This is a genomic window from Pseudonocardia sp. Ae505_Ps2, from assembly GCF_001932425.1.
In the GTDB taxonomy this organism is placed as follows: domain Bacteria; phylum Actinomycetota; class Actinomycetes; order Mycobacteriales; family Pseudonocardiaceae; genus Pseudonocardia.
This window is the reverse complement of the sequence record NZ_MCIP01000001.1, coordinates 4,778,539-4,802,769: the sequence shown is the minus strand read 5'-3', so window position 1 is coordinate 4,802,769 and position 24,231 is coordinate 4,778,539. Positions and strand designations below refer to the sequence as shown.

General features: G+C 75.3%; 23 protein-coding genes. 12 read left to right on the top strand and 11 right to left on the bottom strand.

Annotated features, from left to right (window positions below; all coding sequences use genetic code 11):
* Positions 1-10: 10 nt before the first annotated feature.
* Positions 11-838, bottom strand: coding sequence for a formate dehydrogenase accessory sulfurtransferase FdhD (gene fdhD, locus Ae505Ps2_RS22495; RefSeq protein WP_075306304.1), 828 nt, complete (start codon positions 836-838; stop codon positions 11-13).
* 50 nt (positions 839-888) lie between these two features.
* On the opposite strand from fdhD, the gene Ae505Ps2_RS22490 reads away from it, so the two are divergent.
* The gene (locus tag Ae505Ps2_RS22490) at positions 889-1,677 is read left to right on the top strand and encodes a molybdenum cofactor guanylyltransferase (RefSeq protein ID WP_198932178.1); all 789 of its coding nucleotides are present in this window, start codon (positions 889-891) and stop codon (positions 1,675-1,677) included.
* A gap of 73 nt (positions 1,678-1,750) precedes the next feature.
* Here the strand turns inward: Ae505Ps2_RS22490 and Ae505Ps2_RS22485 are convergent, their stop codons facing one another.
* Positions 1,751-2,305: a TetR family transcriptional regulator gene (locus Ae505Ps2_RS22485; RefSeq protein ID WP_075333446.1), complete on the bottom strand. Its 555-nt coding sequence runs from the start codon at positions 2,303-2,305 to the stop codon at positions 1,751-1,753.
* A gap of 45 nt (positions 2,306-2,350) precedes the next feature.
* On the opposite strand from Ae505Ps2_RS22485, the gene Ae505Ps2_RS22480 reads away from it, so the two are divergent.
* Complete coding sequence (locus tag Ae505Ps2_RS22480; RefSeq protein ID WP_075306309.1) at positions 2,351-3,259, top strand: SDR family oxidoreductase; 909 nt, start codon at positions 2,351-2,353, stop codon at positions 3,257-3,259.
* A 4-nt stretch (positions 3,260-3,263) separates the two neighbouring features.
* Here the strand turns inward: Ae505Ps2_RS22480 and Ae505Ps2_RS22475 are convergent, their stop codons facing one another.
* The 4 genes from Ae505Ps2_RS22475 to Ae505Ps2_RS22460 form a co-directional block, all read right to left on the bottom strand.
* Complete coding sequence (locus Ae505Ps2_RS22475) at positions 3,264-4,496, bottom strand: MFS transporter (RefSeq protein WP_337819503.1); 1,233 nt, start codon at positions 4,494-4,496, stop codon at positions 3,264-3,266.
* A 64-nt stretch (positions 4,497-4,560) separates the two neighbouring features.
* On the bottom strand, positions 4,561-5,211 hold the full coding sequence (locus Ae505Ps2_RS22470; RefSeq protein ID WP_075306311.1) for a methyltransferase domain-containing protein: 651 nt from the start codon (positions 5,209-5,211) through the stop codon (positions 4,561-4,563).
* A gap of 2 nt (positions 5,212-5,213) precedes the next feature.
* Positions 5,214-6,716, bottom strand: a complete 1,503-nt coding sequence (locus Ae505Ps2_RS22465; protein ID WP_349289837.1) for an amidohydrolase family protein — start codon at positions 6,714-6,716, stop codon at positions 5,214-5,216.
* A gap of 5 nt (positions 6,717-6,721) precedes the next feature.
* Positions 6,722-8,299: a phosphatase PAP2 family protein gene (locus Ae505Ps2_RS22460; protein ID WP_226358165.1), complete on the bottom strand. Its 1,578-nt coding sequence runs from the start codon at positions 8,297-8,299 to the stop codon at positions 6,722-6,724.
* A gap of 42 nt (positions 8,300-8,341) precedes the next feature.
* On the opposite strand from Ae505Ps2_RS22460, the gene pafA reads away from it, so the two are divergent.
* Positions 8,342-9,703 (top strand): Pup--protein ligase, encoded by a 1,362-nt coding sequence (gene pafA / locus Ae505Ps2_RS22455; protein WP_075306313.1) that lies wholly within the window; start codon positions 8,342-8,344, stop codon positions 9,701-9,703.
* Positions 9,704-9,747: 44 nt separating this feature from the next.
* Here the strand turns inward: pafA and glsA (Ae505Ps2_RS22450) are convergent, their stop codons facing one another.
* The 4 genes from glsA (Ae505Ps2_RS22450) to Ae505Ps2_RS22435 all read right to left on the bottom strand — a co-directional run bounded on the left by glsA (Ae505Ps2_RS22450) (position 9,748) and on the right by Ae505Ps2_RS22435 (position 12,900).
* The gene (glsA, locus tag Ae505Ps2_RS22450; RefSeq protein ID WP_075306315.1) at positions 9,748-10,743 is read right to left on the bottom strand and encodes a glutaminase A; all 996 of its coding nucleotides are present in this window, start codon (positions 10,741-10,743) and stop codon (positions 9,748-9,750) included.
* 65 nt (positions 10,744-10,808) lie between these two features.
* Complete coding sequence (locus Ae505Ps2_RS22445; RefSeq protein ID WP_075306317.1) at positions 10,809-11,462, bottom strand: DUF6226 family protein; 654 nt, start codon at positions 11,460-11,462, stop codon at positions 10,809-10,811.
* 73 nt (positions 11,463-11,535) lie between these two features.
* On the bottom strand, positions 11,536-12,597 hold the full coding sequence (gene glsA / locus Ae505Ps2_RS22440) for a glutaminase A (RefSeq protein ID WP_075306319.1): 1,062 nt from the start codon (positions 12,595-12,597) through the stop codon (positions 11,536-11,538).
* Between the two features lie 63 nt (positions 12,598-12,660).
* Positions 12,661-12,900 (bottom strand): hypothetical protein, encoded by a 240-nt coding sequence (locus tag Ae505Ps2_RS22435; RefSeq protein ID WP_075306321.1) that lies wholly within the window; start codon positions 12,898-12,900, stop codon positions 12,661-12,663.
* A 193-nt stretch (positions 12,901-13,093) separates the two neighbouring features.
* Between Ae505Ps2_RS22435 and Ae505Ps2_RS22430 the strand changes: the two genes are divergently transcribed.
* From Ae505Ps2_RS22430 to Ae505Ps2_RS22395, 8 genes are all read left to right on the top strand, one after another.
* Positions 13,094-13,879 (top strand): WYL domain-containing protein, encoded by a 786-nt coding sequence (locus tag Ae505Ps2_RS22430; RefSeq protein WP_075311783.1) that lies wholly within the window; start codon positions 13,094-13,096, stop codon positions 13,877-13,879.
* Complete coding sequence (locus Ae505Ps2_RS22425; protein WP_075333443.1) at positions 13,876-14,907, top strand: YafY family protein; 1,032 nt, start codon at positions 13,876-13,878, stop codon at positions 14,905-14,907. The genes Ae505Ps2_RS22430 and Ae505Ps2_RS22425 overlap by 4 nt, the downstream gene beginning before the upstream one ends.
* A gap of 160 nt (positions 14,908-15,067) precedes the next feature.
* Positions 15,068-15,370, top strand: a complete 303-nt coding sequence (gene tatA / locus Ae505Ps2_RS22420) for a Sec-independent protein translocase subunit TatA (RefSeq protein WP_075306322.1) — start codon at positions 15,068-15,070, stop codon at positions 15,368-15,370.
* Between the two features lie 13 nt (positions 15,371-15,383).
* The gene (tatC, locus tag Ae505Ps2_RS22415) at positions 15,384-16,436 is read left to right on the top strand and encodes a twin-arginine translocase subunit TatC (protein ID WP_083702357.1); all 1,053 of its coding nucleotides are present in this window, start codon (positions 15,384-15,386) and stop codon (positions 16,434-16,436) included.
* Between the two features lie 101 nt (positions 16,437-16,537).
* A complete protein-coding gene (gene pyrH, locus Ae505Ps2_RS22410; RefSeq protein WP_020625403.1) occupies positions 16,538-17,284 on the top strand; it encodes a UMP kinase in 747 nt (248 codons plus the stop codon).
* 73 nt (positions 17,285-17,357) lie between these two features.
* Positions 17,358-20,261, top strand: a complete 2,904-nt coding sequence (locus Ae505Ps2_RS22405) for a DEAD/DEAH box helicase (RefSeq protein ID WP_075553964.1) — start codon at positions 17,358-17,360, stop codon at positions 20,259-20,261.
* A gap of 114 nt (positions 20,262-20,375) precedes the next feature.
* Entirely contained in the window at positions 20,376-21,320 is a 945-nt protein-coding gene (locus tag Ae505Ps2_RS22400) for a DUF4333 domain-containing protein (RefSeq protein WP_075306326.1), read from the top strand.
* A 67-nt stretch (positions 21,321-21,387) separates the two neighbouring features.
* The gene (locus Ae505Ps2_RS22395; protein WP_075333440.1) at positions 21,388-22,653 is read left to right on the top strand and encodes a GNAT family N-acetyltransferase; all 1,266 of its coding nucleotides are present in this window, start codon (positions 21,388-21,390) and stop codon (positions 22,651-22,653) included.
* A 119-nt stretch (positions 22,654-22,772) separates the two neighbouring features.
* Here Ae505Ps2_RS22395 and Ae505Ps2_RS22390 read toward each other — a convergent pair whose 3' ends face one another.
* Complete coding sequence (locus tag Ae505Ps2_RS22390; protein ID WP_084786391.1) at positions 22,773-23,549, bottom strand: class I SAM-dependent methyltransferase; 777 nt, start codon at positions 23,547-23,549, stop codon at positions 22,773-22,775.
* Positions 23,550-23,615: 66 nt separating this feature from the next.
* On the opposite strand from Ae505Ps2_RS22390, the gene Ae505Ps2_RS22385 reads away from it, so the two are divergent.
* Positions 23,616-24,218, top strand: coding sequence for an XRE family transcriptional regulator (locus tag Ae505Ps2_RS22385; protein WP_233147542.1), 603 nt, complete (start codon positions 23,616-23,618; stop codon positions 24,216-24,218).
* Positions 24,219-24,231: the final 13 nt, after the last annotated feature.

The following is a 24,231-nucleotide window of genomic DNA, read 5'->3' as shown; positions in this document are numbered from 1 at the left end:
GCGGCGGCACTCACAGGTCGATGCGCTCGGCCCCGGTGTAGACGTTGCCGGTGTCGCCGCGCAGGAACCCGACCAGGGTCATCCCCGACTCCTCGGCCAGCTCCACCGCCAGCGACGACGGCGCCGACACGGCCGCGAGCATCGGCACCCCGGCCATCACGGCCTTCTGCACGAGCTCGAACGACGCCCGCCCGGACACCATCAGCACGGTGCCCGCCGCGGGCACCCGGCCGTCCATCACCATCCGGCCCAGCACCTTGTCCACCGCGTTGTGCCGGCCCACGTCCTCGCGGGCGGCGAGCAGATCGCCGTCGGCGTCGAACAGGGCGGCGGCGTGCAGCCCACCGGTGGAGCCGAACACCTTCTGGTGCTCGCGCAGCCGGTCGGGCAGCTCCAGCAGCAGCTCCCGGCCGATCCGCAGCGGGTCCGCGGCCGGGGAGTGCCGGGTCTTGAGCTTCACCGCGTCCAGCGACGCCTTCCCGCACACCCCGCACGACGAGGTCGTGTAGAAGTTGCGCTCCACCGACACGTCCGGCGGGGCGACGCCCTCGGCCAGGTCGACGTCGAGCACGTTGTAGGTGTTGCGGCCGTGCTCGTCGACGGAGTTGCAGTAGCGGGCCCCGGCCAGGTCCAGCCCGGAGCCGATCACACCCTCGGTCAGCAGGAAGCCGTGCGCGAGCTCCACGTCGTGGCCGGGGGTGCGCATCGTGACCGTCAGCGCCTTCCCCCCGACGCGCAGCTCCAGCGGCTCCTCGGCGACGAGGGTGTCCGGCCGCGAGCGGGTGCTGCCGTCCGCGTTCAGGTGCAGCACCGGGCGCCGCACGGTGAGCCGTCCCATTCCGATCCCCTCCCGCTGTCGACCCCCAGGGTAGGAGGAGGATCGGCGGCGTGCGCGGGTACGGGGGTCGGCGGCCGGGGGCGGGGATCGTGCCGGCGGGCGGTGCCTCGTCGCGGATGGGGACGGCGAAGGCGTCGCTGGACTGGCACGGGGCGGCGCTGCTGACCCGCACCGTCGCCGTCCTGGGCCGGGCGGTGGACGGGCCGCTGGTCGTGGTCCGCGCCGCCGGGCAGGACCTGCCGGAGCTCCCGCCGGGCACCGAGGTCGTCGACGACCCGGTGCCGGGCCTCGGCCCGCTGCCCGCGATCGGGGCCGGGCTCGCCGCCGTCTCGGGCCGGGCGCAGGTGGCGTTCGTCGCGTCGGTCGACCTGCCGCTGCTGCATCCCGCGTTCGTCGCCCGGGTGCTGGACCTGCGCGGGGACCACGACGTCGCGCTGCCCGAGGCGTTCGGGCACCACCAGCCGCTCGCCGCCGCCTACGCCACCACGCTCGCCCCGGTGATCGACGGGCTGACCGCGGCCGGGCGGGGGCGCCCGCCGTCGCTGTTCGAGCGGGTCTCGGTCCGCCGGATCGGCGAGCAGACCCTGCGCAGCGACCCGGTGCTGGCCCGCCTCGACCCGGACCTGGCGTCGCTGACCAACGTCAACACCCCCGGCGAGCTCGCCGCCGCCCGGGCCCGGCCGCTGCCGGCGGTGCGGCTGCACGAGGGGGGTCGGGGCCGCACCGTCCGCGCCCGCACGGCGGGGGAGCTGGGACGCCCGGTGGCCGTGGCCGGCGGGACGGAGCCGCTGCCGTCGTGGTTCCCGCTGGTGACCGGCGACGAGCTCGACGGTCTCTGACGCGCCCTGGCTTCCCCGGGGTGCGGGGAGCCGGTGACAAGCCGGCCGGTCCCACGGCGCGCTCCTGTGCCGGTCAGGCCGGGCGCAGCACGGTCGTGACGAACGCGGTCAGTTCGCGCCGCACGTACTCGGTCACCGGGAGGGCCGGGTCGAAGCTCCACCACAGCAACGTGCCCTGCCAGTAGGTCGCCAGCACCGCGCCCGCGCCCGGCGGGCCCTCCAGACAGGTGTCCAGGATCCGGCCGAGCGTCTCCCGCCACTCGCGGCCGCGGCGCCGGGACTCGGGGTCCAGCAGGTCCTCGCGCAGCACGAGCAGCGCGTCGGCGTAGCTGTCGATGCCCCCGTACTGCGCGGAGAGCCCGACCAGGAAGGCCACGGCTCCCTCCGGCCCGGGCGCGGCGGCCTCGCCGAGCTCGGCGGTCCGGCGCTCCAGCTGGTCCCAGGCGTGCATCAGCACCCGGTGCAGGAGCTCGGCCTTCCCGCCGAAGCGCTGCACCAGGGTGGCCGGGGCCAGACCGCTGACCTGCGCGAGCGCCGCGAACGTCAGCGCCTGGGCGCCGCCGGTGTGCAGGACGCCGAGGGCGAGGTCGAGGACGTCCGCGTCGGGGACCTGCTTGCGCCGGGGCATGACACCAGCTTATATGAACGAACACTCGTTTATATAAGGAGGACCATGGACCTCACCGGACGCATTGCCCTGGTGGCCGGCGCGACCCGCGGCGCGGGCCGCGGCATCGCCGTCGAGCTGGGCGCCGCGGGCGCGGTCGTCTACTGCACCGGGCGCACCACCCGCGACCGTCGGTCCGAGTACGACCGCCCGGAGACGATCGAGGACACCGCCGACCTGGTCACCGCCGCGGGCGGGACCGGCATCGCGGTGCCGACCGACCACCTCGACCCCGCGAGGGTCGCCACGCTGGTGGCGCGCGTCGAGCGCGACCACGGCCGGCTCGACGTGCTGGTCAACGACATCTGGGGCGGCGAGATGATGGTCGAGTGGGACACCCCGGTCTGGGAGCACGACCTGGACAACGGGCTGCGCACCCTGCGCCTGGCGATCGACACCCACCTCGTCACCGCCCACCACGCGCTGCGGCTGCTCTCCCGGACCCCGGGTGGGCTCGTCGTCGAGATCACCGACGGCACCGACGCCTACAACGCCGAGAACTACCGGCTCAACGTCTTCTACGACCTGGCCAAGATCGCACCGATCCGGCTGGCCCGGTCCTGGGCGCACGAGCTGCGCGGGCACGGCGGAACGGCCGTCGCGGTCACCCCGGGCTGGCTGCGCTCGGAGATCATGCTGGAACACTACGGGGTCACCGCCGACACCTGGCGCGACGCGTGCGCGGCCCAGCCGCACTTCGCGATCTCGGAGACACCGCGGTTCGTCGGCCGTGGGATCGCCGCGCTGGCCGCCGACCCCGACCGGCACCGGTGGAACGGCCGCTCCACCTCCTCGGGGGAGCTCGGCCGGGTCTACGGCGTCGACGACGTCGACGGGTCCCGCCCCGACGCCTGGCGCTACGTCACCGAGGTGCAGGACGCGGGTCTGCCCGCCGACACGACGGGCTACCGGTGACGGCTCACCCCGGGCTCCGCGCGTCACGACGGTCGAGCACCAGCAGCGCCGCCAGCGCCAGCAGCGCGAGCACCGCGACCGCCACGCAGAACACGATGCCCGCGGTCCGCAGCCCCCACGCCTGGCTCGCCGCCCCCAGCCCGACCACCGGCAGCGAGATCGCGACGTAGAGCACCACGAAGTACGACGACGTCGTCCCCGCCCGCTGGTGGGCCGCCACCCGCGCGTTCACCGCGGCCAGGCCCTTGGAGAACGTCATCCCCTGACCGACGCCCGCGACCACCGCGCCGACGACCAGCTCGACCATCGAGCCCCGCGCCACCGACACCGCGACGAGCGCCGCCCCGGCCGCCAACAGCACACAGCCCAGGTGCAGGATCCGCCCGGTCGGCGCGGTGCGGACCGCGAGCTGGGCGAGCACCGAGGCGCCCAGCAGCAGCAGCGACATCGCCCCGGCGACGGCGTGGCTCGGGTTCCCGATCAGCTCGGACACGATCCGCGGGGACAGCGCGGTGAACAGGCCCAGCACCGCGAACCCGGCGACCCCGGCCGTCGCGGCGACCCCGAACACCGCGCGCACCGCGGGCGGCACCTCGGGGCGCTGGGGCCGCAACACCGGGCGCGCGGGCAGGTCGGTCACGGTCTCCGGTGCGCCCAGCACGAGCAGCCCGCACAGCGCGACGGCGACGGCGTGCACCGCGAAGGACAGGTGCAGCGGCGCCGGCAGGTACTCCACGGCCACCCCGGCGAGCGCCGCGCCCAGCCCGAGCCCGCCGATGTTCGCGACGGTCGCGACCGCGGCCCCGCGTTCCCGCCAGGACTCCGGCGCGGCCTCGATGACCGCGGCGGTCGCCGCCCCGGCGAAGATGCCGGCGGAGAAGCCGGACAGCAGCCGTCCGACCAGCAGCACCCACACCGGGCCCGCCACCAGGAACACCAGGCTCGACGCCAGCGACAGCGCCACCCCCGCCAGCAGCATCGGCCGCCGTCCCAGCTGGTCCGACCACCGTCCGGTGACCAGCAGCGCGGCGAGCACCCCGACCGCGTAGACGGCGAAGATCACTGTCTGGACGGTGGCGGAGAACCCGAGCTCGTGCTGGTAGAGCGCATACATCGGGGTCGGCATCGTCGCCCCGAGCATGACCACGGCGAACGTCACGGCCAGGCCGGCGAAGGCGGCGGCCCGAGGCAGTCGGAGGATGGCGGAACCCCTTCCGGAGGTCGTTGCGCGGCGCACCGCTCATGATCGCAGCCGGTCGGGGCGACGGCATCCGCAGCGCCCGGCACACCCCGCCGCACGGTCAGGGACGGCGCAGGACGTGCAGGTCCACCCCGTCGGGCAGCGGCCGGGTCGTGACCGTCCAGACCTCCCGGGCGGCGGCGAGCCAGCGCGGCGTCTCGGGGCGACCCGGGTCGGCCAGCCACACCTGCCCGTCGGGGGCGGTCACCCGCGGCAGCAGCGCGGCGAGCGCGTCGGCGGCGGCCACGCCGTAGAGCACGTCGGCGGCCAGCACCAGGTCGCAGCGCGCGCCGCCGTCGCCCGCCCGGTCGAACGGGACCGCCGCGGTGCCCACCGCCAGCCCGCACCGGCGGGCCGACGCCGCGACCCAGGCGACGGCGGCGGCCGACCGGTCGGTGGCGAGCACCGTTCCGGCCCCGGCGCGGGCCGCGGCCAGCGACGGCAGTCCCAGCCCGCACCCCAGCTCCAGCACCCGACGCCCGGCGAGCCACCCCGGACCGGCCTCGTCGACCGCGTGCGCCAGCGCCCGGCCCGCGGGCCAGAGCCGCGCCCAGTGGGGCGGGTGCAGCTCCTCGCTGCCACCGGGCCCCGGCACCGGCTCGAACGCCACGACGTCCGGGTCGGCTGGGCGCAGCACCGTCAACGGCCCGGACGGCAGCGCGATCTCCTCCAGCACACCCGGCCCGGTCGGCCCGGTGACCCGGCGGTGCACCCTCAGACCCCCGAGCGGTGGGTCCAGCGCCCGCCGACCAGCGTCCCGGCCACCGGCATGGCGCGCAGCACGGCCGGTTCGCAGGAGGTGGGGTCGGCCTCGGTGAGCACGAGGTCGGCCCGGGCGCCGACGGCGACCGCCGCGGTCGCGCCGTCGACCACCCCGAACGACGCGTCGAGCGCGGTCGCCCGGTCGATCTCCTGCTCGGGGTGCCAGCGGTCCCGGTCGTCGGCGGTGCGGTGCACGGCGGCGGCGAGCGCGATCCACGGGTCCAGCGGCGCGACCGGGGCGTCGGAGCCGAGGGCGAGGCGGGCTCCGGCGCGGTGCAGCGACGCGAACGCGAACGCCCGGTCGGTGCGGCCCGCCCAGAGCCGGTCGGCGACGTCGCGGTCGTCGAGGGCGTGCTCGGGCTGCACGCTCGCGACCAGGCCGAGACCGGCGAAGCGGGGGACGTCGTCGCCGGTCAGCAGCTGGGCGTGCTCGACCCGCCCGCGGGCCCCGGTCGCGGCGAACGCGTCGAGGACCAGGGTGTTGGCGTGGTCACCGATGGCGTGCAGGGCCGCGGTGAGCCCACCCGCGTGCGCACGGGCCAGCAGCGGGCGCAGCTCGTCCGGCGGCACCAGCAGCAGCCCGCACGGGTGCTCCAGGGGGTTCTCCGGCGGCGCGGGGTAGGGGTCGTAGCAGTAGGCGGTGCGGGTGTTGAGCGACCCGTCGGTGATCACCTTCAGCGGGCCGGCGGTGAGCAGGCCGTCGGTGCCCTCGACGACGTCGCCGGTGCGCAGCCCGGTGGCCAGGGCGTCGTCGAGACGGTCGGGCCACGCCGACGCCTCGACCCGCAAACCGGTCGTGCCGCCGGCGATCCGGCGTCGCCAGTCCGGCAGCGACCACGGCGCCTCGAAGTCGACGACGCCGACCACCCCGCGTGCCGAGGCCGCGGTGACGGCGTCGGCGCCGAACCCGTCGAGGGCCTCGGTCGGCGCGTCCTGCAGCGCGGGGGAGACGACGGCGAAGAACTCCGACTCCCGGATCCGGCCGGTCGGGTGCCCGTCGTGCCCGAAGCGGGCCAGCGCGGCGCCGTTGAGCCAGCCCTGGTGCAGGTCCCCGGACACGAGCACGACGGGGGTGTCACCGGTGACCGGGTCGAGCAGCGCGCGGTGCGCCTCGTCGGGCCACAGCGCGTCGCGGAACCCGAACCCGACCAGCACCTCACCGGCGGCCGGTGGCGCGGTCGCCAGCCGCCGCGCGACGAGCGCCGCGGCGTCGGCGGCCGAGCGGGCGCCGGACACGTCCAGCCTGCGGCGGGCCAGCGCCCACTGGGCCATGTGCACGTGGTGGTCCCACAACCCCGGCAGCAGCGCCCGCCCGTCGCACTCGACGACCTCGGCGCCGCCCGGGTCGAGCCCGGCGCCCACGGCGCGCACCCGGCCCCCGTCCAGGAGCACGTCGACCGGACCGCCCAGGCCGTCGCAGCCGGGCCGCAGCGGGCGGACCGAGCGCAGCAGCACGGGTCTCACCCCTGGAACGGCCGGTCCCGCCCGGTCCAGCGCTCCTCGTCGCGGCGGTAGACCGGGATCGGCTTCTCGGCGAGCCGGAAGGTGTAGCGCCCGGCCTCCTCGACGACCTCGCCGTCGGTGGCCAGCATGCTCGGCTCCAGCAGCTCGACGTCGAGGCTGGGCACCTCCCGCTGGTGGTAGACCCGGCTGTGCCCCAGGGCGCCCAGGATCAGCGCGATCACCACCCGCAGCCGGGAGAACCGCACGTCGGCCCGCAGCCAGCGCACGTCGAGCAGGCCCGAGTCCAGCGTCGGCCGCCACGCCGGGACCGCGCCGCGCGGGTAGTACGGCCCGTTCCCGACGAACAGGAACCACACCTTGTACCAGCGGCCCTCGATCTTCACGCTGATCTTCTCCGAGCGCTGCAGCACGGTGATCAGGGCCGCGGCGAACGCCGGCCACTTGCCGTAGCGCGGCTGCCACTGCTCCCGCAGCCGCACCAGCTCCGGGTAGGAGCCGATCGAGGCGGTGTTGATGAAGTAGCGGGTGCGGGTGACCGAGATGTCCTCGGGGTCGTCGAGCCGGCCCGGGTGGGCCTCGACCAGCGCCAGATCGACCGCGACGGCCTCCCCGGCCTGGGTGGCGTCGACGGCCTCCTGGGTGTCGTAGACGCCGACGTCGCGCGCGAAGTGGTTCAGCGTCCCGCCCGGCACGACGACCAGCGGCAGGCCGTGCCGGTCGGCGACCGCGGCGGCGGTGGCGACGGTGCCGTCGCCGCCCGCGACACCCACGGCGCGCACCCACTGCCCGCGCTCGGCCAGCGCGTCCTCCAGCATGTCCTCGACCTTCACCCCGTCGCCGACCACCAGGTGGTGCGCGGCGGGCAGCCGCTCCCGGACCTCCTCGGACACGTCGGTGTCGGGCGGCCCGGAGAACGGGTTCGACACGATGACCAGGCCCTCGCCCTGCGGCAGCGCCGGCACGGTGTCGATCGGGCGGGCACGGGCCTCGTCGCTGGGGCGCACCGGCCACCAGCGGTTCGTCAGCTTCGCCACGCCGGTGCCGATCGCCGCGCCGACGAGCACGTCGGAGGTCCAGTGCACCCCCACGTGCACTCGTGACCAGCCCACCAGCGCCGCCAGCGGCACCACGACCGGTGCGGCCCGGCGGTTCTCCATCACCACCGCCGTCGCGAACGCCGCGGCCGAGGCGGCGTGCCCCGACGGGAACGACGACGACGACGGCGGGTCGGCCACCGTCCGGTAGGCCGGCAGCTCGGCCGCGGCCGGGCGCCGGCGCGGCAACAACGGCTTGAGCAGCGCGTTCGCGGTGAAGCTGGTCAGCGCGATGGACGCGATCCCGCGCATCGCCGCCTTGCGCCCGGCTCCCCGGCGCACCGACAGCACCGCGGCGATCGCGAACCACAGCACGCTGTGGTCGGCGGTGCGGGTCAGCCGCCGCAGCGAGGTGTCCACCCGGCTCGGTGGACGGCTCGAGATGAACTCGGTGACCGCCCGGTCGGCCCGGGACACCGAGTCCGCCCCGCGGTCCAGTCGACGGGACCTGCGGGCGACGCGTTCGAACCATCCACTCACAGTCGTGACAGTAGAGGGGGTCGGGCGCCTACCCTGAACGGCATGCAGCGTCGGATCTTCGGGGTCGAGACGGAGTTCGGTGTCACGTGCACCTTCCACGGGCAGCGCCGGCTGTCCCCGGACGAGGTGGCGCGCTACCTCTTCCGTCGGGTGGTGTCGTGGGGCCGGTCCTCCAACGTCTTCCTCCGCAACGGTGCCCGTCTCTACCTCGACGTCGGGTCGCACCCCGAGTACGCCACGGCGGAATGCGACTCCCTGACCCAGCTGGTGTCCCACGACAAGGCCGGTGAACGGATCCTCGAGGACCTCCTCGTCGACGCCGAACGACGGCTGGTCGACGAGGGCATCGGCGGCGACATCTACCTGTTCAAGAACAACACCGACTCCGCGGGCAACTCCTACGGCTGCCACGAGAACTACCTCGTCGCGCGGCAGGGCGAGTTCTCCCGGATCGCCGACGTGCTCCTGCCGTTCCTGGTCACCCGCCAGCTCATCTGCGGTGCCGGGAAGGTCCTGCAGACCCCGCGCGGCGCGGTCTACTGCCTGTCCCAGCGCGCCGAGCACATCTGGGAGGGCGTCTCCTCCGCGACGACCCGGTCCCGGCCGATCATCAACACCCGCGACGAGCCGCACGCCGACGCCGAGCGCTACCGGCGGCTGCACGTGATCGTCGGGGACTCGAACATGTCCGAGGTGACGACCCTGCTCAAGGTCGGGTCGGCCACCCTGGTGCTGGAGATGATCGAGGCCGGCGTCCAGTTCCGGGACTTCACCCTGGACAACCCGATCCGCGCGATCCGCGAGATCAGCCACGACCTCACCGGGCGTCGCCCGGTGCGGATGGCCGGTGGCCGGGAGGCCTCGGCGCTGGACATCCAGCGCGAGTACCACGCCCGCGCCGTCGAGTACCTGGAGGCGACCGGGCACCCGGACCCGGCGATGGCGCGCGTCGTCGAGCTGTGGGGACGCACGCTGGACGCCATCGAGTCCCAGGACCTGTCGAAGATCGACCGCGAGATCGACTGGGCGATCAAGCACCGGCTGGTGGAGCGCTACCGGGCCAAGCACGACCTGGACCTGTCCAGCGCCCGGGTCGCCCAGCTCGACCTGGCCTACCACGACGTCCGCCGGGGCCGCGGCCTGTTCGACATGCTGCAGCGCAAGGCGCTGGTCGACCGGGTCACCGACGACGGCGAGATCGAGGCCGCGAAGGACACCCCGCCGCAGTCGACCCGGGCGAAGCTGCGCGGTGACTTCATCGCCGCGGCCCAGGCCGCCGGGCGGGACTTCACCGTCGACTGGGTGCACCTGAAGCTGAACGACCAGGCCCAGCGCACCGTGCTGTGCAAGGACCCGTTCCGCGCCGTCGACGAGCGGGTGGACCGCCTGATCGCCTCGCTCTGACCGCCGCCCCCGGGGTGGGGGTGCACCCACCCCGGGGCCACGGCTCAGTCCGGCTGGGCGATCCGGCCGAAGCGCGACTCCTGCGGGTCGGCGAACACGTGCAGCCCGAACCGCGACGACAGCTCCCGGCAGACCGCGACCCCGCGCACCGAGTTGCCGTGCCGGTCCAGGCCGGGGGAGTACACGCCGAGCCCGAACCAGCGCGGCAGCACACCCATGATCCCGCCGGACACCCCGCTCTTGGCCGGGATGCCGACGTCGTGCGCCCACTCGCCCGCGGCGTCGTACATGCCGCACATGCTCATCACGCTGATCACCGTGCGCAGGTGCTCGCGGGACAGCGCCCGCTCACCGGTCAGCGGGTTGACCCCGCCGTGCGCGAGTGTCGCGCCCATCACCGACAGCTCCGGCGCGGTGACCGTGATCGAGCAGGCGGCGAGGTAGACGTAGAGGGTGTCGTCGATGTCGCCGTGCAGCATCCCCAGGCTCCGCATGAGGTAGCTGAGCCCGAGGTTGCGGTCGTTGGAGACCAGCTGCTCGTCGAGGACGTCCTGGTCGATCTCCAGCGACGGGTTGCCGGTGTAGACCCGGTTGCGCTCCAGCAGCCGCCCGGCCCGCTCCTCCTTCGTCGCCCCCTGCACCATGTTCGCCGCGACCAGCGCCCCGGCGTTGATCATCGGGTTGAACGGGCGGTGGTGCACGTGGTCGAAGGTGATGGAGTTGAACGGGTCCCCGGAGGGCTCCACGCCGATCCGGCGCAGCGTCTCGGCCAGGCCGTTGTCCTCCAGCGCGAGCCCGTAGGTGAAGACCTTCGAGATCGAGTGCAGTGGGAAGCGGACCTCGCAGTCGCCGACCTGCCACTGCGTGCCGTCGACGTTCGTGCCGGCCAGGCCGAACTCCTCGGCCCGGGCCTCCATCTCCGGCGGGTAGTAGCTGACGACCTCCTCGCCGGGCAGCAGGATGCCGCTCCCCGCGGTGCAGGTGCTGCGGAGCTCCTCGAACTGCTGCTGGACCAGTTCACGCTCGGCCTGGGCGACCATCGGTGTCCCTTTCGTCGGGGGTGTCCGGGCGCACCGTACCGACGGCGACGGGCCCGGCCGCGGGCTCAGCCGTCGCGCCGGGTGGGCCAGGGGGCCCAGCGACGGTCGTTCGGGCCTGCCGGGCCGAGGTCCTCCTCGTCCTCCGTCGCGGCCCACGACTCGCCGGAGGACGACCCGCCCGCGTAGGGGCCGAGGGCGTGGCCGTGCCACATGCGGTCGGCCCGGCGGACCCGCCACTCCCGGAAGGCGCCCGCCGTGATCGCCCCCACGGTCCGCTCCAGTTCGTCGGCGAGCCGCTCCACGTCGTCGTCGCAGGCGTCGCAGCCGCACACGGGCAGCGACGACCGCCACCAGGCCCCGGCGGCGAGGCCGAGCCCGGGAAGCGCCGTCCACGTAACGGTCAGCGTGGCGGCCGCCGGATCGCGCGGACGCAGCGACGTCGTCCGCAGGACGGTGTCGGGCAGAAGCTCCGCGGCGTCCCCGGTGGTCGCCGGGTCCTCGGGCAGCTCGGACAGCTCGACGTCGAACCGTTCCGCCAGGTCCGCGACCAGCGCGTCGGCGACGGCGTGCAGCGGCCGGAACCGCTCCGGGTGGGTCACCACCGAGTAGCTGTCCTCGGGCGGGCCGTCGGAGTCCCACCGGTGGCCGTAGGGGATCACCGAGCCGTCGGCGTCGCGGAACGGCCCGGTCACGACGACCGGACGGCGGTAGCTGGACACCCCCGCAGCATGACCGCGGCCCGGACCCGCGGCACCCGGTTTCCGTCCGCCGGGGCGACGGCCCGCGCCCCGGTCAGGGCGCCTCGCCGATCCCGTCGGGCAGCCAGCCGTCGCCGGAGGGGTACATCTCGGTGGTCTCCTCGCGCCGGCCCGGGCGCACGATCCGGCCCAGCCGCGACTCCGACGGGTCGGCGAACACGTGCAGCCCGAACCGGTCGGACAGCTCCCGGCACACCGCCACTCCGCGGACCGAGTTGCCGTGCCGGTCCAGCCCGGGGGAGTAGACGCCGACCCCGATCGCGTCCGGGATCGCCGCCAGGATCGCCCCGGACACGCTGGACTTGGCCGGGATGCCGACCTCGTAGGCCCACTGTCCGGCGGCGTCGTACATGCCGCACATGCTCATCACGCTCAGCACGTCCCGGGTGTAGGTGCGGGGCAGCGCGGGCACCCCGGTGAACGGGTTCGCCCCGCCCCGGGCCAGGGTCGCCGCCATCGTCGACAGCTCGCTCGCGGTGACCGTGACCGAGCAGGCCGCCAGGTAGACGTAGAGGTTGTCCTCGATGTTGCCGTGCAGCATCCCCAGGCTGCGCATGAGGTAGGACAGGGCGACGTTGCGGTCGTTGGAGACCAGCTGCTCGGCGAGGACGTCCTCGTCGACGGCCAGGTCGGGGTTGCCCGCGTAGATCCGCAGCCGGGTCAGCAGCCGCTCGACCTTCTCCTCCCGGGTCGCGCCGTGCACCAGGTTCACCGCGACCAGCGCCCCCGCGTTGATCATCGGGTTGAACGGGCGGTGGTTGACCTCGTCGAAGCTGATCGAGTTGAACGGGTCCCCGGACGGCTCGACCCCGACCCGCAGCAGGACCTCCTCGCGGCCGTTGTCCTCCAGCGCCAGGCCGTAGGTGAACACCTTCGAGATGGAGTGCAGCGGGAAGCGGACCCTGGCGTCGCCGACCTCCCACTGGGTGCCCTCGATGTCGGTGGCGGCCAGCCCGAACAGGTGCGCCCGCTCGGCCATCGCCGGCGGGTAGTAGGCGACGACCCGCCCGTCGGGCACCCCACCGGGGCCCCCGATCGCCGCGTGCAGCTCCTCGAGCTGCCGCTGCACGATCGCGCGCTCGGTCTGCTGCTCCATCGGCGCCCCTCCCCGCGGACCGGTCCGTCCGTGCGGAGCGCAAACTAGATCACCGGCGCGCGGTCACTCGATCCCGGGCATGATCCGGCGCCGCAGCTCGGCCAGCTCGTCCTGGACCTCCGGGTCGGCCGGACCCGCCTTCTCCGGTGCCGGGGCGATCCCCAGGGACCGCAGCAGCCCGGTCGCGGCCGCGGCCGGGTCCCCGGTCTCCCCGAGCACCGGGCGCAGGCCCTGGTCGGCCAGGTGGTGGAACACCAGGTTCACCACGGTCCACGGGTTGTAGGTCTCCTGCTCGCCGGACATGCGCCACCTCCACGTGCCGGTACGGCCGCGGCGCCGCACCCGGGGTCGAGCCTTTGCCGTGCGCGGGCCGTCGTCAACGACCCTGTCGCAGGATGAGACACCGGTCAGCGGTGACCGGTACCCGGCGCGGTCCCGGGTGCCCGCGGCCCGGGGCGCCCGATCCGCCCCGTCCGGCCTGGCTACGATGCCCGTCGTGTCCTCCGCCCGCGCCGAGCGACTGGTCAACCTGGTGCTCTGCCTGATGTCGACGCGCCAGTACCTGTCCGCGGAACGGATCCGGTCCATCGTCCCCGGCTACGCCGACGGCGCCGGCGACGAGGCGTTCTTCCGGATGTTCGAGCGGGACAAGGCCGAGCTGCGGGAGCTGGGCGTGCCCCTGGAGACCGGCCACAACTCGGTGTTCGACACGGTCGAGGGCTACCGGATCGCCCGGGCCGACTACGAGCTCGGCGAGATCCACCTCGACCCGGACGAGGCGACCGTCGTCGCGCTGGCCGGGAACCTCTGGGACTCCCCGGAGCTGGCCGGGGCCGCGCACGGCGCGCTGGTGAAGCTGCGCGCCGCCGGCGTCGAGGTCGCCGAGACCCCGGCCGCGGCGATCCGCCCCGGTGCCGCCGCGGGCGAGCCGGCGCTCGCGCCGCTGCTGGGCGCGGTCACCGTGCCCGACGGCGTCGACCTGCGGGCCCTGGTGCGCGCCTCGGCGGGCCCGCAGCCGGTGTCGGGGACCGCGCGGGTCTGGGTCGCGGCGGGACGCGCGGCCGGGCTGCGCCGCACCGGCCGCGAGCGCGGGCCGCGCGAGCACGCGGGCCGTCCGGGCGTGGAGATCGAGCTGGACCTGCGTGACCGGGGCACCGTCGCGCGCTGGCTGGCCGGGCACGGCCCGGACGTCGCCGTCCTGGACCCGCCGGAGCTGGCCCGCGCGGTCCGCGAGCTGTGGGAGGCCGCGCTCGGCGCCGGAGCCCGGGGGGCCCGCACGTGAGCCGTCAGGGCGTCGCCCAGCGCCTGCCCCGGCTGTTGTCGCTGGTGCCCTACCTGCGCGCGCACCCAGGGGTGCCGGTCGCCGAGGCCGCCGCGGACTTCGGCGTCGACGAGCGGCAGCTGCGCAAGGACCTGGAGCTGCTGTGGATGTGCGGCCTGCCCGGCTACGGGCCGGGTGACCTGGTCGACCTGTCCTTCGCCGGGGACACCGTCGACGTCGTCTTCGACGCCGGGCTGACCCGGCCGCTGCGCCTGACCACGACCGAGGCGACCGCGTTGCTCGTGGCGCTGCGCATGCTGCACCAGACCGCCGGGGTGGTCGACTCCGACGCCGTCGGGCGGGCCATCGCCAAGGTCGAGGCCGCGGTGGGGGAGGCGGCCGGTCCGGGCGGCCTGGTCACCGTCGAGTCCGGGATCGGCGAGCGCGACACCACCGCCGTCGTGCGCCGGGCCCTGGACCGCGGGCGCGCGCTGCGCATCGTCTACTTCACCGCGGGCCGCGACGCGGTGTCCCGCCGCGACGTCGACCCGATGCGGCTGGTCGTCAGCGGCGGGCGCGGCTACCTGGAGGCGTGGTGCCGCCGGGCCGAGGACGTGCGGATGTTCCGCCTGGACCGGGTCGAGCAGGCCGAGGAGCTCGACGAACCGGCCCGCGCACACCCCGAGGCACGGCCCGTCGACGTCTCGCACGGGCTGTTCAGCCCGCGTGCCGAGCACCGGTACGCGGTCCTGGAGCTCGAACCGGACGCCCACTGGGTCGCCGAGTACTACCCGGTCGACGAGGTGCGCACCGCCGCCGGCGAGCTGGTCGAGGGCGACCCGCCGCCCGGCGCGCCGGACCCGGTGCCCGCACCGGCGGGCGGCGACGACCGGCTGCGGGTGCTGCTCCGCTTCGCCGACGACGACTGGCTGGTCCGTCTCGTACTCGGCCTCGGCGGCGCGGCCCGCATCCTCGAACCGCCCGAGCTGGCCACGGCGGTGCGCGACCGGGCCCGCGAGGCCCTGCGGACCGCCGACGCGTCACCCTAGGTCACACCGCCCGTCACCGACGCGTGAATGCGACAGGATGACGACGACGGGATGAACACCGGGTGACCGTGGCCACGTCCGACGACGGGGGGACCGGGCGACCGATTCGCCCGTGTCTACACTCGGTCCTGACCCGGCCCGATCGACGCGAGGTGGACCCATGCCCGGTGGCTACGAGTGGCTGATCATCATCGCCGTTCTGCTCCTGCTGTTCGGCGCGAAGAAGCTGCCCGAGATGGCGCGTTCGGTCGGCCAGTCCGCCCGCGTGTTCAAGGGCGAGATGAAGGGCCTCAAGGACGACGACGCCCGCACCCGTCAGGGCGAGGAGCCCAAGCCCGCCCAGGAGCTGCCCGCGGCCGCCCCGGCGCCGCAGCAGACCACACCGGCCCCGCAGCAGCAGGCCCCGCAGCAACCGCAGGCACCGGCGCAGGCCACCGACCGGCCCGCCGGCCCGGCCGCCTGAGGCACCTCCTCCCGTGAAGGCACCGTTCCGTCGGAAGCGCAGGCTCAACCCCGACGGGACCATGACCCTGATCGAGCACCTCTACGAGCTGCGCAACCGGCTCGGCATCTCGCTCGCCGCGATCGTGGTGACGACGGTGTTCGGCTACATCTGGTTCGAGGTCTCGTTCTTCGGCTTCCCCAGCCTGGGGGAGCTGCTCAAGGAGCCCTACTGCTCCCTGCCGCCCTCGGCGCGCGCGTCGCTGACGGCGGACCCGAACGTCTGCACCCTGCTCGGCACCACCCCGTTCGACCAGTTCATGCTGCGCCTGAAGGTCGGGGCCACGGCCGGGATGATCCTGGCCTGCCCGATCTGGCTCTACCAGCTGTGGGGGTTCATCACCCCTGGTCTGCTGAAGAAGGAGCGCCGCTACGCGCTGAGCTTCGTCTCGGTCGCCGCGGTGCTGTTCGTCGCCGGCGCGGTGCTGGCCTACCTGATCATCCCGCAGGCGCTCGGCTTCCTGCTCACCATCGGTAGCGAGATCCAGACGACGGCACTGACCGGCACGTCGTACTTCTCCCTGGTCGTCAACCTGATCGTCATCTTCGGGGTCAGCTTCCTGATCCCGCTGCTGGTCGTCGCGCTCAACGCGGCCGGGGTCGTGTCCTACGACCTGTTGCGCCGCTCCCGGCGCGGGCTGATCTTCGGGCTGTTCTGCTTCGCCGCGATCGCCACGCCCGGCCAGGACCCCATCTCGATGCTGGCGTTGGCGTTCGCGCTGACCCTGCTGTTCGAGGCGGCCATCCAGGTCTGCCGGATCACCGACCGCCGCCGGGCCCGCCGGCGGGCCGCCGAGGGCTGGGACTCCCTGGACCCGGACGAGCCGTCGCCGCTGGACACCACGCCGTCGCCGATCGAGGGGCCGTCCCGGATCGAGCCGCCCGCCCCGGTGTCCGCCCCGGTGTCCGCCACCCCGACGCACGTCGTTCCCCCGACCGGTGGCGCCACGGGCGCGGCGAACGGCCGCCCCGGTGCCGGGGCGAACGGGACCGCACCCGAGCCGCCCCGCTACGACGACATCACCTGACCGGGCGGCGCCGCAGATCCCCCCGCGGCCCGGTCCGGCACGGCTCCGTAGGCTGGCTCCCCGGATCGGGTCGGGCGGCACTGAGGAGCGGGTCGGGACAGATGAAGTACAACCGGGTGGTCATCAAGCTCAGCGGACAGGCGATGGCCGGTGCCGACGGCTTCGGGTTCTCCGCGCAGGCCCTCGCCCACCTCGCCGACCAGATCCGGCAGATGCGCGCGCTCGGGGTGCAGGTCGCGGTCGTCGTCGGCGGCGGGAACGTGTTCCGCGGCAACCGGTCCGAGACCTGGGGGATCGACCGCGTCGAGGCCGACAACATCGGCATGCTCGGCACCGTGATCAACGGCCTCCTGCTGCGCGGCAAGCTGTCCGCCGGCGGCGAGGAGAACGTCCGCGTCATGACCGCGATCCCGATCAACGCCGTCGCCGAGCCGTTCCTGCGGCTGCGCGCCAAGCGGCACCTGGAGAAGGACGCGATCCTGATCTTCTCCGGCGGCAACGGGCAGCCGTTCATCACCACCGACTACCCGAGCGTGCAGCGCGCCCTGGAGATCGGCGCGGACGCGCTGCTGGTGGCCAAGCACGGCACCGACGGCGTCTACGACACCGACCCGCGCACCAACCCCGACGCCCGCCGCTACGAGCGCCTGCCCTACGACGAGGTGCTGTCGCGCCGGCTGGCCGTGATGGACCAGACCGCGTTCATCCTGGCCCGCGACCACGGCCTGCCGCTGCACGTGTTTGACATCGAGAAGGACGGCCTGATGGCCGCCATCTGCCGTGGCGAGCACCACGGCACCGAGATCAACCCGGACATCGTCGAGGCGGAGTTCGCCCGGCCGGAGTAGGCCGGCGGTCACACGTGGCCCGGCTCACCCTGTGACGGAGCAGGGTGTCGGTGCCGTGTGACAGCCTGGGGCGGTGAATGGTTCCGCCGACCCGGCCGCCGCGTACGCGGCGGCGAAGGCCCGCGCCGCCTACCCGCGGCTGGCCGAGTTCACCGGTCTGATGCCCTTCGACCTGGACCCGTTCCAGCGCGAGGCGTGCGAGGCACTGGAGGACGGCCACGGTGTCCTGCTGTGTGCGCCCACCGGCGCCGGGAAGACCGTCGCGGGCGAGTTCGCCGTGCACCTGGCCCTGTCCGAGGGCCGCAAGTGCTTCTACACCACGCCGATCAAGGCGCTGTCGAACCAGAAGTACGCCGACCTGGTCGCCCGCTACGGCGCGGACGCGGTCGGCCTGCTCACCGGCGACACCGCGGTGAACGGCGACGCCCAGGTGGTCGTGATGACCACCGAGGTGCTCCGCAACATGATCTACGCCGACTCGGACAAGGCGGCGAACCGGCGGCTGGACCACCTCGGCTACGTGGTGATGGACGAGATCCACTACCTGGCCGACCGGTTCCGCGGCGCGGTCTGGGAGGAGGTCATCCTCCAGCTGCCCGAGCACGTCGCGGTGGTGGGTCTCTCGGCCACGGTCAGCAACGCCGAGGAGTTCGGCGACTGGCTGGTCGAGGTCCGGGGCGACACCCGCGTCGTGGTCGACGAGCACCGCCCGGTGCCGCTGTGGCAGCACATGATGGTCGGCAACCGGCTGTTCGACATGTTCGGCGAGCGGCGCACCCCCGGCGGGCCCGGGGAGGTCGTCGTCGACCCGGAGCTGGTCCGCTACACCTGCGAGATGGCGCGGCGGGACTTCACGACCTCCCGCGCCGCGGACCGGGCGGGCGATCGCGGTCCGCGCGGGCGGGGCGGCCCGCAGCGCGGACGCACCCGGGGCGGGAAGACCGACTCCACGGCCGTCGTCGGGAGGGGGCCGCGCGGGGGCGGGCCGTCGCGCGGGGGGTTCCGGCCGCCGTCGCGGGTGCAGGTGATCGACCGGCTCGACCGCGAGGGGCTGCTGCCCGCGATCACGTTCGTCTTCTCCCGGGCCGGCTGCGACGCCGCCGTCGGGCAGTGCGTGCGGGCCGGGGTGCGCCTGACCGTGCCCGAGGAGGTCGACGAGATCCGCCGGATCGTCGAGAAGCACACCGGTGACCTGCCGCAGGCCGACCTGGGTGTGCTCGGGTACTGGGAGTGGCGCGAGGCGCTGGAACGCGGCGTCGCCGCCCACCACGCGGGGCTGCTGCCGGCGTTCAAGGAGACCGTCGAGGAGCTGTTCGTCGCCGGCCTGGTGCGCTGCGTGTTCGCCACCGAGACCCTGGCGCTGGGCATCAACATGCCCGCCCGCACCGTCGTGCTGGAGCGGCTGGTCAAGTACAACGGCGAGGCCCACGTCGACCTCACCCCCGGCGAGTACACCCAGCTCACCGGGCGCGCCGGGCGGCGCGGGATCGACGTCGAGGGCCACGCCGTCGTGCTCTGGACCCCCGGCATGGACCCGGAGCAGGTCGGCGGGCTGGCCTCCACCCGCACCTACCCGCTGCGCAGCTCGTTCCGGCCCGTCTACAACATGTCGGTCAACCTGGTCGGGCGCCTCGGCACCGACGCCGCCCGCGAGCTGCTGGAACGCTCCTTCGGGCAGTTCCAGGCCGACCGGTCGGTGGTCGGGCTGGCCCGGCGGATCGACCGCAACAACGAGGCCCTGGAGGGCTACCGGGAGGCGATGACCTGCCACCTCGGCGACTTCGCCGAGTACGCCGACCTGCGGCGGCGCATCTCCGACCGGGAGAAGTCGCTGCGTCGCCAGAACACCGTCGCCGCCCGGGACGAGGCCACGGAGTCGCTGCGCGAGCTGCGCCCCGGCGACGTGATCGCGGTGCCCTCGGGCAGGCGCGCCGGGATCGCCGTGGTGCTCGACCCGGGGATCGGGGCGGTGTCGGCCGCGGGCCGTGACCCCGAGGTCCGGCCGCTGGTGTGCACCGAGGACCGGTGGGCGGGGCGGCTGTCGGCCGCGGACTTCCCGGACGTGGTGGAGGTGCTGGGCCGGATCAAGCTGCCCAAGCGGGTGGAGCACCGCTCCCCGCAGGTCCGCCGGGACCTGGCCGCCTCGTTGCGCGCCTCCCGGCTGGGGGAGGGGCGCGCCGTCGGGCGTCGTCGCCGGCCCGGGGTGCAGGACGACCCGGAGCTGTCCACGCTGCGTCGGGCCCTGCGGGCGCACCCCTGCCACGGCTGCGACGACCGGGAGGCGCACGCCCGCTGGGCCGAGCGGCACGCCCGCCTGGAGCGGGAGACCGAGTCGCTGCGGCAGAAGGTGCGGGCCACGACGCACTCGCTGGCCCGGGCGTTCGACCGGATCCGGGCGCTGCTCGCCGAGCGCGGCTACCTCGTCCCGGCCGGGGAGACCGAGCCCGGCGAGGAGGAGATCACCCCGCACGGCCGGATCCTGGCCCGGCTGTGGGGCGAGTCGGACCTGCTGGCCGCCGAGTGCCTGCGGCACGGCGCGTGGGACGGCCTGGAACCCGAGGAGCTGGCGGCGGTCGTCTCGGCGCTGGTCTACGAGTCCCGTCGGGACGACGCCCCGATGCCGCGGCTGCCCCCCGGCCCGGTGTCCGAGGCGCTGGAGCGCACCGTGCGGCTGTGGGAGGAGCTCGACGCCGACCAGCGCCGGCACAAGGCCGAACGCACCCGGGCACCCGACCTGGCCTTCGCCTGGCCGATGCACCGGTGGGCCCGCGGGGAGTCCCTGGCGCAGGTCCTGGAGGCCGCCGAGCGGAACGGGCACGAGCTGTCCGCGGGTGACTTCGTACGCTGGACCCGGCAGGTCCTCGACCTGCTCGACCAGATCGCCGGGGTCGCCGGGCGGTCGAGCCCGGTCGGGAAGGCGGCCCACCGGGCCTCCGGTGCCGTCCGGCGCGGTGTGGTCGCGGCCGGTATGCAGTAGCGGTCACCGGCACACGGCACCAGCGCACGGCACGAACGGACGGCCACGAACAGCGGCCACGAGCACGGCCACAGGCAGCAGGAACGACGAGAGAGACGGGCGGACGAGTAGGCGATGAACAACCCGCAGGGACCGGACCGGCATCCCGAGGATGCCGCGGAGCGGACCGGGGAGATCCCCGCCTGGGGCACGCCACCGCCCGGCGGGTGGGGCGCGGACCCCGAGACCACCGGAGCCTGGTCCCCCGAGCGCGACGACCGTGACGGCTGGGCCACCCACGGCAGCACCGACGCGGGCTGGGACCCGGCCACGGCCCGCCGGGACGCCACCCACGACGCCGGCGGCGCGCCCGTGCAGGGCACCGGCGGCTGGGACGCCGTCCCGCCCGCCGGCGGGCGTCACAGCGGCGACACCGGCGGCTGGGCCGCCCACGACGGATCGGCCCCCGGCGGCGACACCGGGGACCGGACCCGCGCCGAGCCGCTGTGGGGCGACGAGGCGGGCACCGGCACCGATACCGGCACCGACGGCGGGTGGGCCGTCCCGACCGGGCGCCGCGCCCGTCGCCGGGCCGCCGGGGCCGGAGCCCCCACCGACGCCGTGCCGGCGTCCTCGCCCGGGTCGCCCTGGGCCGACGCGCAGTCCACCGCGGCGGTCCCCGCCGACGGCGGGGCCGGTGCGGGCGGGTGGCAGAACCCCGGCCCCGGCGAGGACGAGCCCTGGGTGTCGCGGGACGCGGTCCGCTCCCCGTCGAGGACCCGGGTGTGGATCCTGGCCGGGATCGGCGCCGTGGTGGTGGCCGCGCTCGTCGTCGGTGCGCTGTTCTGGGCGGGCGTGCTCGGCAGCGACCGGCTCGACCGCACCGCGCTGCAGGCCGGGGTCACCCAGGTCCTCACCCGGGACTACGGCCTGCAGGTCGGTGCGATCGCCTGCCCGGAGGACGTCGAGGTGTCGGCCGGCACCCGGTTCACCTGCCAGGCCGTCGTCGACGGCGAACAGGTCGAGGTCCCCGTGGTCGTGACCAGCGACCAGGGCGACTACCAGGTCGGGCGGGTCTGACCGGGCCGCGGTGACGGCCGGCTAATCGGCTGGCGCGCGGGGCGCGCGGGCGCGAGGCTCGTCGGATGTGAGCACCGATGCCCCGTTCGCCCCGCACCCCGCCCCGCCGACGGTCGCCCCGCACACGGTCCGCACCCTGACCGACCCCGCCGACCGGCGGCGTGCGTTCGACCTGTTCCTGGGCACCCTGCACCACGGACCGATCACCGACGACGCGTGGGAGGCCCACGGCCAGGCCGCCGAAGAGCACTGGCTCGGCGTCACCGACCCCTCCGGCGCGATCGTCGGCTCCGCGTACTCCTTCCCGACCCGGCTGACCCTGCCCGGCGGGACCCGGATCCCCGCGGCCGCGGTCAGCGGCGTGGGGGTGCGACCCGACAGGACCCGCGCCGGGCGGCTGACCGCCCTCATGCGCGCCCAGCTGAGAGCGGCCCGCGACCGCGGCGACGTCGCCGCCGTGCTCCGCGCGTCGGAGGCCACCATCTACGGCCGCTACGGCTACGGCGTCGCCTCCCGCGGCGACCACGTCCGGGTCACGACGGGCGCCACGTGGCGCCCGGAGGCCCCGGCCGGGGGCGCGGTGCGGATGCTCGACCCCGACGAGGCGACCGCGCTGCTGCCCGACCTGCAGGAACGCCTCGCCGCGCACCGCCCGGGCGGGATGACCCGCTCCGCGCGCTGGTGGCGGCGGGTGCTGCGCCCCGCTGGCCCGTCCGCCGGGGAGTACAAGGGCGTGGCGGTGCACACCGGCACCGACGGCGTCGACGACGGGTTCGTGGTGTGGGGCGTCTCCGAGGGCGACCTGGCCACCGGCGCCACGGACGAGGTCCGCCTGCAGCAGCTCTGGGCCGCCGGGCCCGCCGCGACGGCCGGGCTGTGGCGGTTCCTGACCGGTCTCGACCTGGCCGGTGCGGTGATCGGCTGGGTACGCCCCCTCGACGAGGACCTCGACCTGATGCTGACCGACTCCCGGGCCCACCGGGTCACCGGGCGCGGCGACGACCTGTGGCTGCGCCTGCTCGACCCGGGCGCGGCGCTGAGTGCCCGCACCTGGGGGCCGGGCGACCCGGTCGTGCTGCGGGTGCACGACGCGTTCCTCGGCGACACCGGCACCTGGCGCCTCGCCGGCGGCGCCGCCGAGCCCGCCGCGGCCGCCGATCCGGACCTGGAGTGCACCGTCGACGCGCTGTCGGCGGCGTTCCTCGGCGACCGGTCGCCGTCGTCGCTGGTGGCGGCGGGGCGCTGGAGCGAGCGCACCCCCGGAGCGGCGGTCCGCGCGGACGCGCTGTTCGCGGTGCCCGGCCCGGCCCCGTGGTGTGGCACGTTCTTCTGAGCGCGGCGGGCGACCCGGATCCGGCGGCTCCTGCCCCCGCCGGCGACCCGATCCGTCCCGATCCGGCGCCACCGGCCCGGCGGCCGGGGCGGACGAACGGGGCGGGACGGACGGGGCGCTCAGGCCCGGCGGCGGGCGCGCACGACCGCGTCGTGCCCGGTCACCGTGCTCCCGTCGGGCAGCGTCACCGGCCGCGGACGGGCGTCGGCGACCAGCACCTCCCACCGGTCCGGGTCGAGAGCCCCGGCGAGCTCGTGCTCGTCGGGGAACATCTCCGGCTCGGGCGGGCGCGGGATCCCCGCGGCCAGGTCGCGCGGGTGGTGCAGCACCAGCAGCAGGGTCCCGCCGGGCTCGACGGCGTCGGCGAGCACGGCGTACAGCGGGCGGCGCACGTCCGGGGGCAGGTGCAGGAACTGGGCGGTGACCAGGTCGTAGACGCCCGCGGCGGGCGGGTCGGAGCGCAGGTCGGTCGCGGTGAGGGTGACCGCGTCGGTGACCCCGGCCCGTGCCACGGCGGCCCGGGCCCGCTCCAGCGCGACGGGGGAGACGTCGACGGCATCCACCCGCCATCCCCGCGCGGCGAGCCAGACCGCGTCGCCGCCCTCCCCGCAGCCGACGTCGAGGGCCCGCCCGGGCGGCAGGTCCGCGGCCTCGGCGACGAGGGCGGCGTTGGCGTCGCCGCTCCACAGCTGCGGGCGGGTGGCGTAGTGGGTGTCCCAGAACGCCGCGGACCAGCGGTCCTCGGTCACGGTGGCTCCTCGGGTGGGTGCAGAAGAGGGAGTGGGTGTGCGGGGTGCAGCGGTGCCGGCGGTGAGCCCGTGCGGGTCGCCGCCGACGAGCGCGGCGACCCGGCGCTCGGAGGCGGCACCGAACGGGTCCGTGGGGGAGGGCGTCATGGCACCAGCGTGCGCGCCACGACGCGGAGCTGGCAAAGCTCGTTGCCGAAGTGGCAAACTGCCCGGGTGGACGAGGCGATCGCGGACACCCTGGCCGGCGTCGGCCCCCGGCTGGCCGGGCTGCGCACCGCGCAGGGCATGACCCTGGCCGACCTATCGGAGGCCACCGGCATCTCGGTGAGCACGCTGTCACGGCTCGAGTCCGGCGGGCGCCGCCCGACCCTGGAGCTGCTGCTGCCGATCGCGGCCGCCCACCAAGTGCCGCTCGACGAGCTCGTCGCCGCCCCACCGGTCGGCGACCCGAGGGTCCGGCTGCGGCCGCGCCGGGCCAACGGGATGACCGTCGTGCCGCTGACCGAGCGGCCCGGTGGGCTGCAGGCGTTCAAGATGGTCATCCCGTTCCGCGGCGACGAGCCCGACCCGCGGGTGCACGAGGGCTACGAGTGGCTCTACGTCCTCGACGGCAGGCTGCGCCTGGTCCTCGGCGGGCACGACGTCGTGCTCGGCCCGGGGGAGGCCGCCGAGTTCGACACCCACGTCCCGCACTGGTTCGGCTCGGCCGACCGCGACCGCGCCGTCGAGCTGCTCAGCCTGTTCGGCCCGCAGGGCGAGAAGATCCACACCCGCGCGGCGCCCCGCGACCGCCGTCCCGGCAGCACCGACGACTGAGCCCCACCCGGGG

Coding starts and splice junctions, on each gene's coding strand:
- Ae505Ps2_RS22400 (WP_075306326.1), top strand. CDS start 20,376: ATGAACAACCCGCAGGGACCGGACCGGCATCCCGAGGATGCCGCGGAG.
- Ae505Ps2_RS22435 (WP_075306321.1), bottom strand. CDS start 12,900: ATGTCCGGCGAGCAGGAGACCTACAACCCGTGGACCGTGGTGAACCTG.
- pafA (WP_075306313.1), top strand. CDS start 8,342: ATGCAGCGTCGGATCTTCGGGGTCGAGACGGAGTTCGGTGTCACGTGC.
- tatA (WP_075306322.1), top strand. CDS start 15,068: ATGCCCGGTGGCTACGAGTGGCTGATCATCATCGCCGTTCTGCTCCTG.
- Ae505Ps2_RS22390 (WP_084786391.1), bottom strand. CDS start 23,549: ATGACGCCCTCCCCCACGGACCCGTTCGGTGCCGCCTCCGAGCGCCGG.
- glsA (WP_075306319.1), bottom strand. CDS start 12,597: ATGGAGCAGCAGACCGAGCGCGCGATCGTGCAGCGGCAGCTCGAGGAG.
- glsA (WP_075306315.1), bottom strand. CDS start 10,743: ATGGTCGCCCAGGCCGAGCGTGAACTGGTCCAGCAGCAGTTCGAGGAG.
- pyrH (WP_020625403.1), top strand. CDS start 16,538: ATGAAGTACAACCGGGTGGTCATCAAGCTCAGCGGACAGGCGATGGCC.
- fdhD (WP_075306304.1), bottom strand. CDS start 838: ATGGGACGGCTCACCGTGCGGCGCCCGGTGCTGCACCTGAACGCGGAC.
- Ae505Ps2_RS22485 (WP_075333446.1), bottom strand. CDS start 2,305: ATGCCCCGGCGCAAGCAGGTCCCCGACGCGGACGTCCTCGACCTCGCC.
- Ae505Ps2_RS22480 (WP_075306309.1), top strand. CDS start 2,351: ATGGACCTCACCGGACGCATTGCCCTGGTGGCCGGCGCGACCCGCGGC.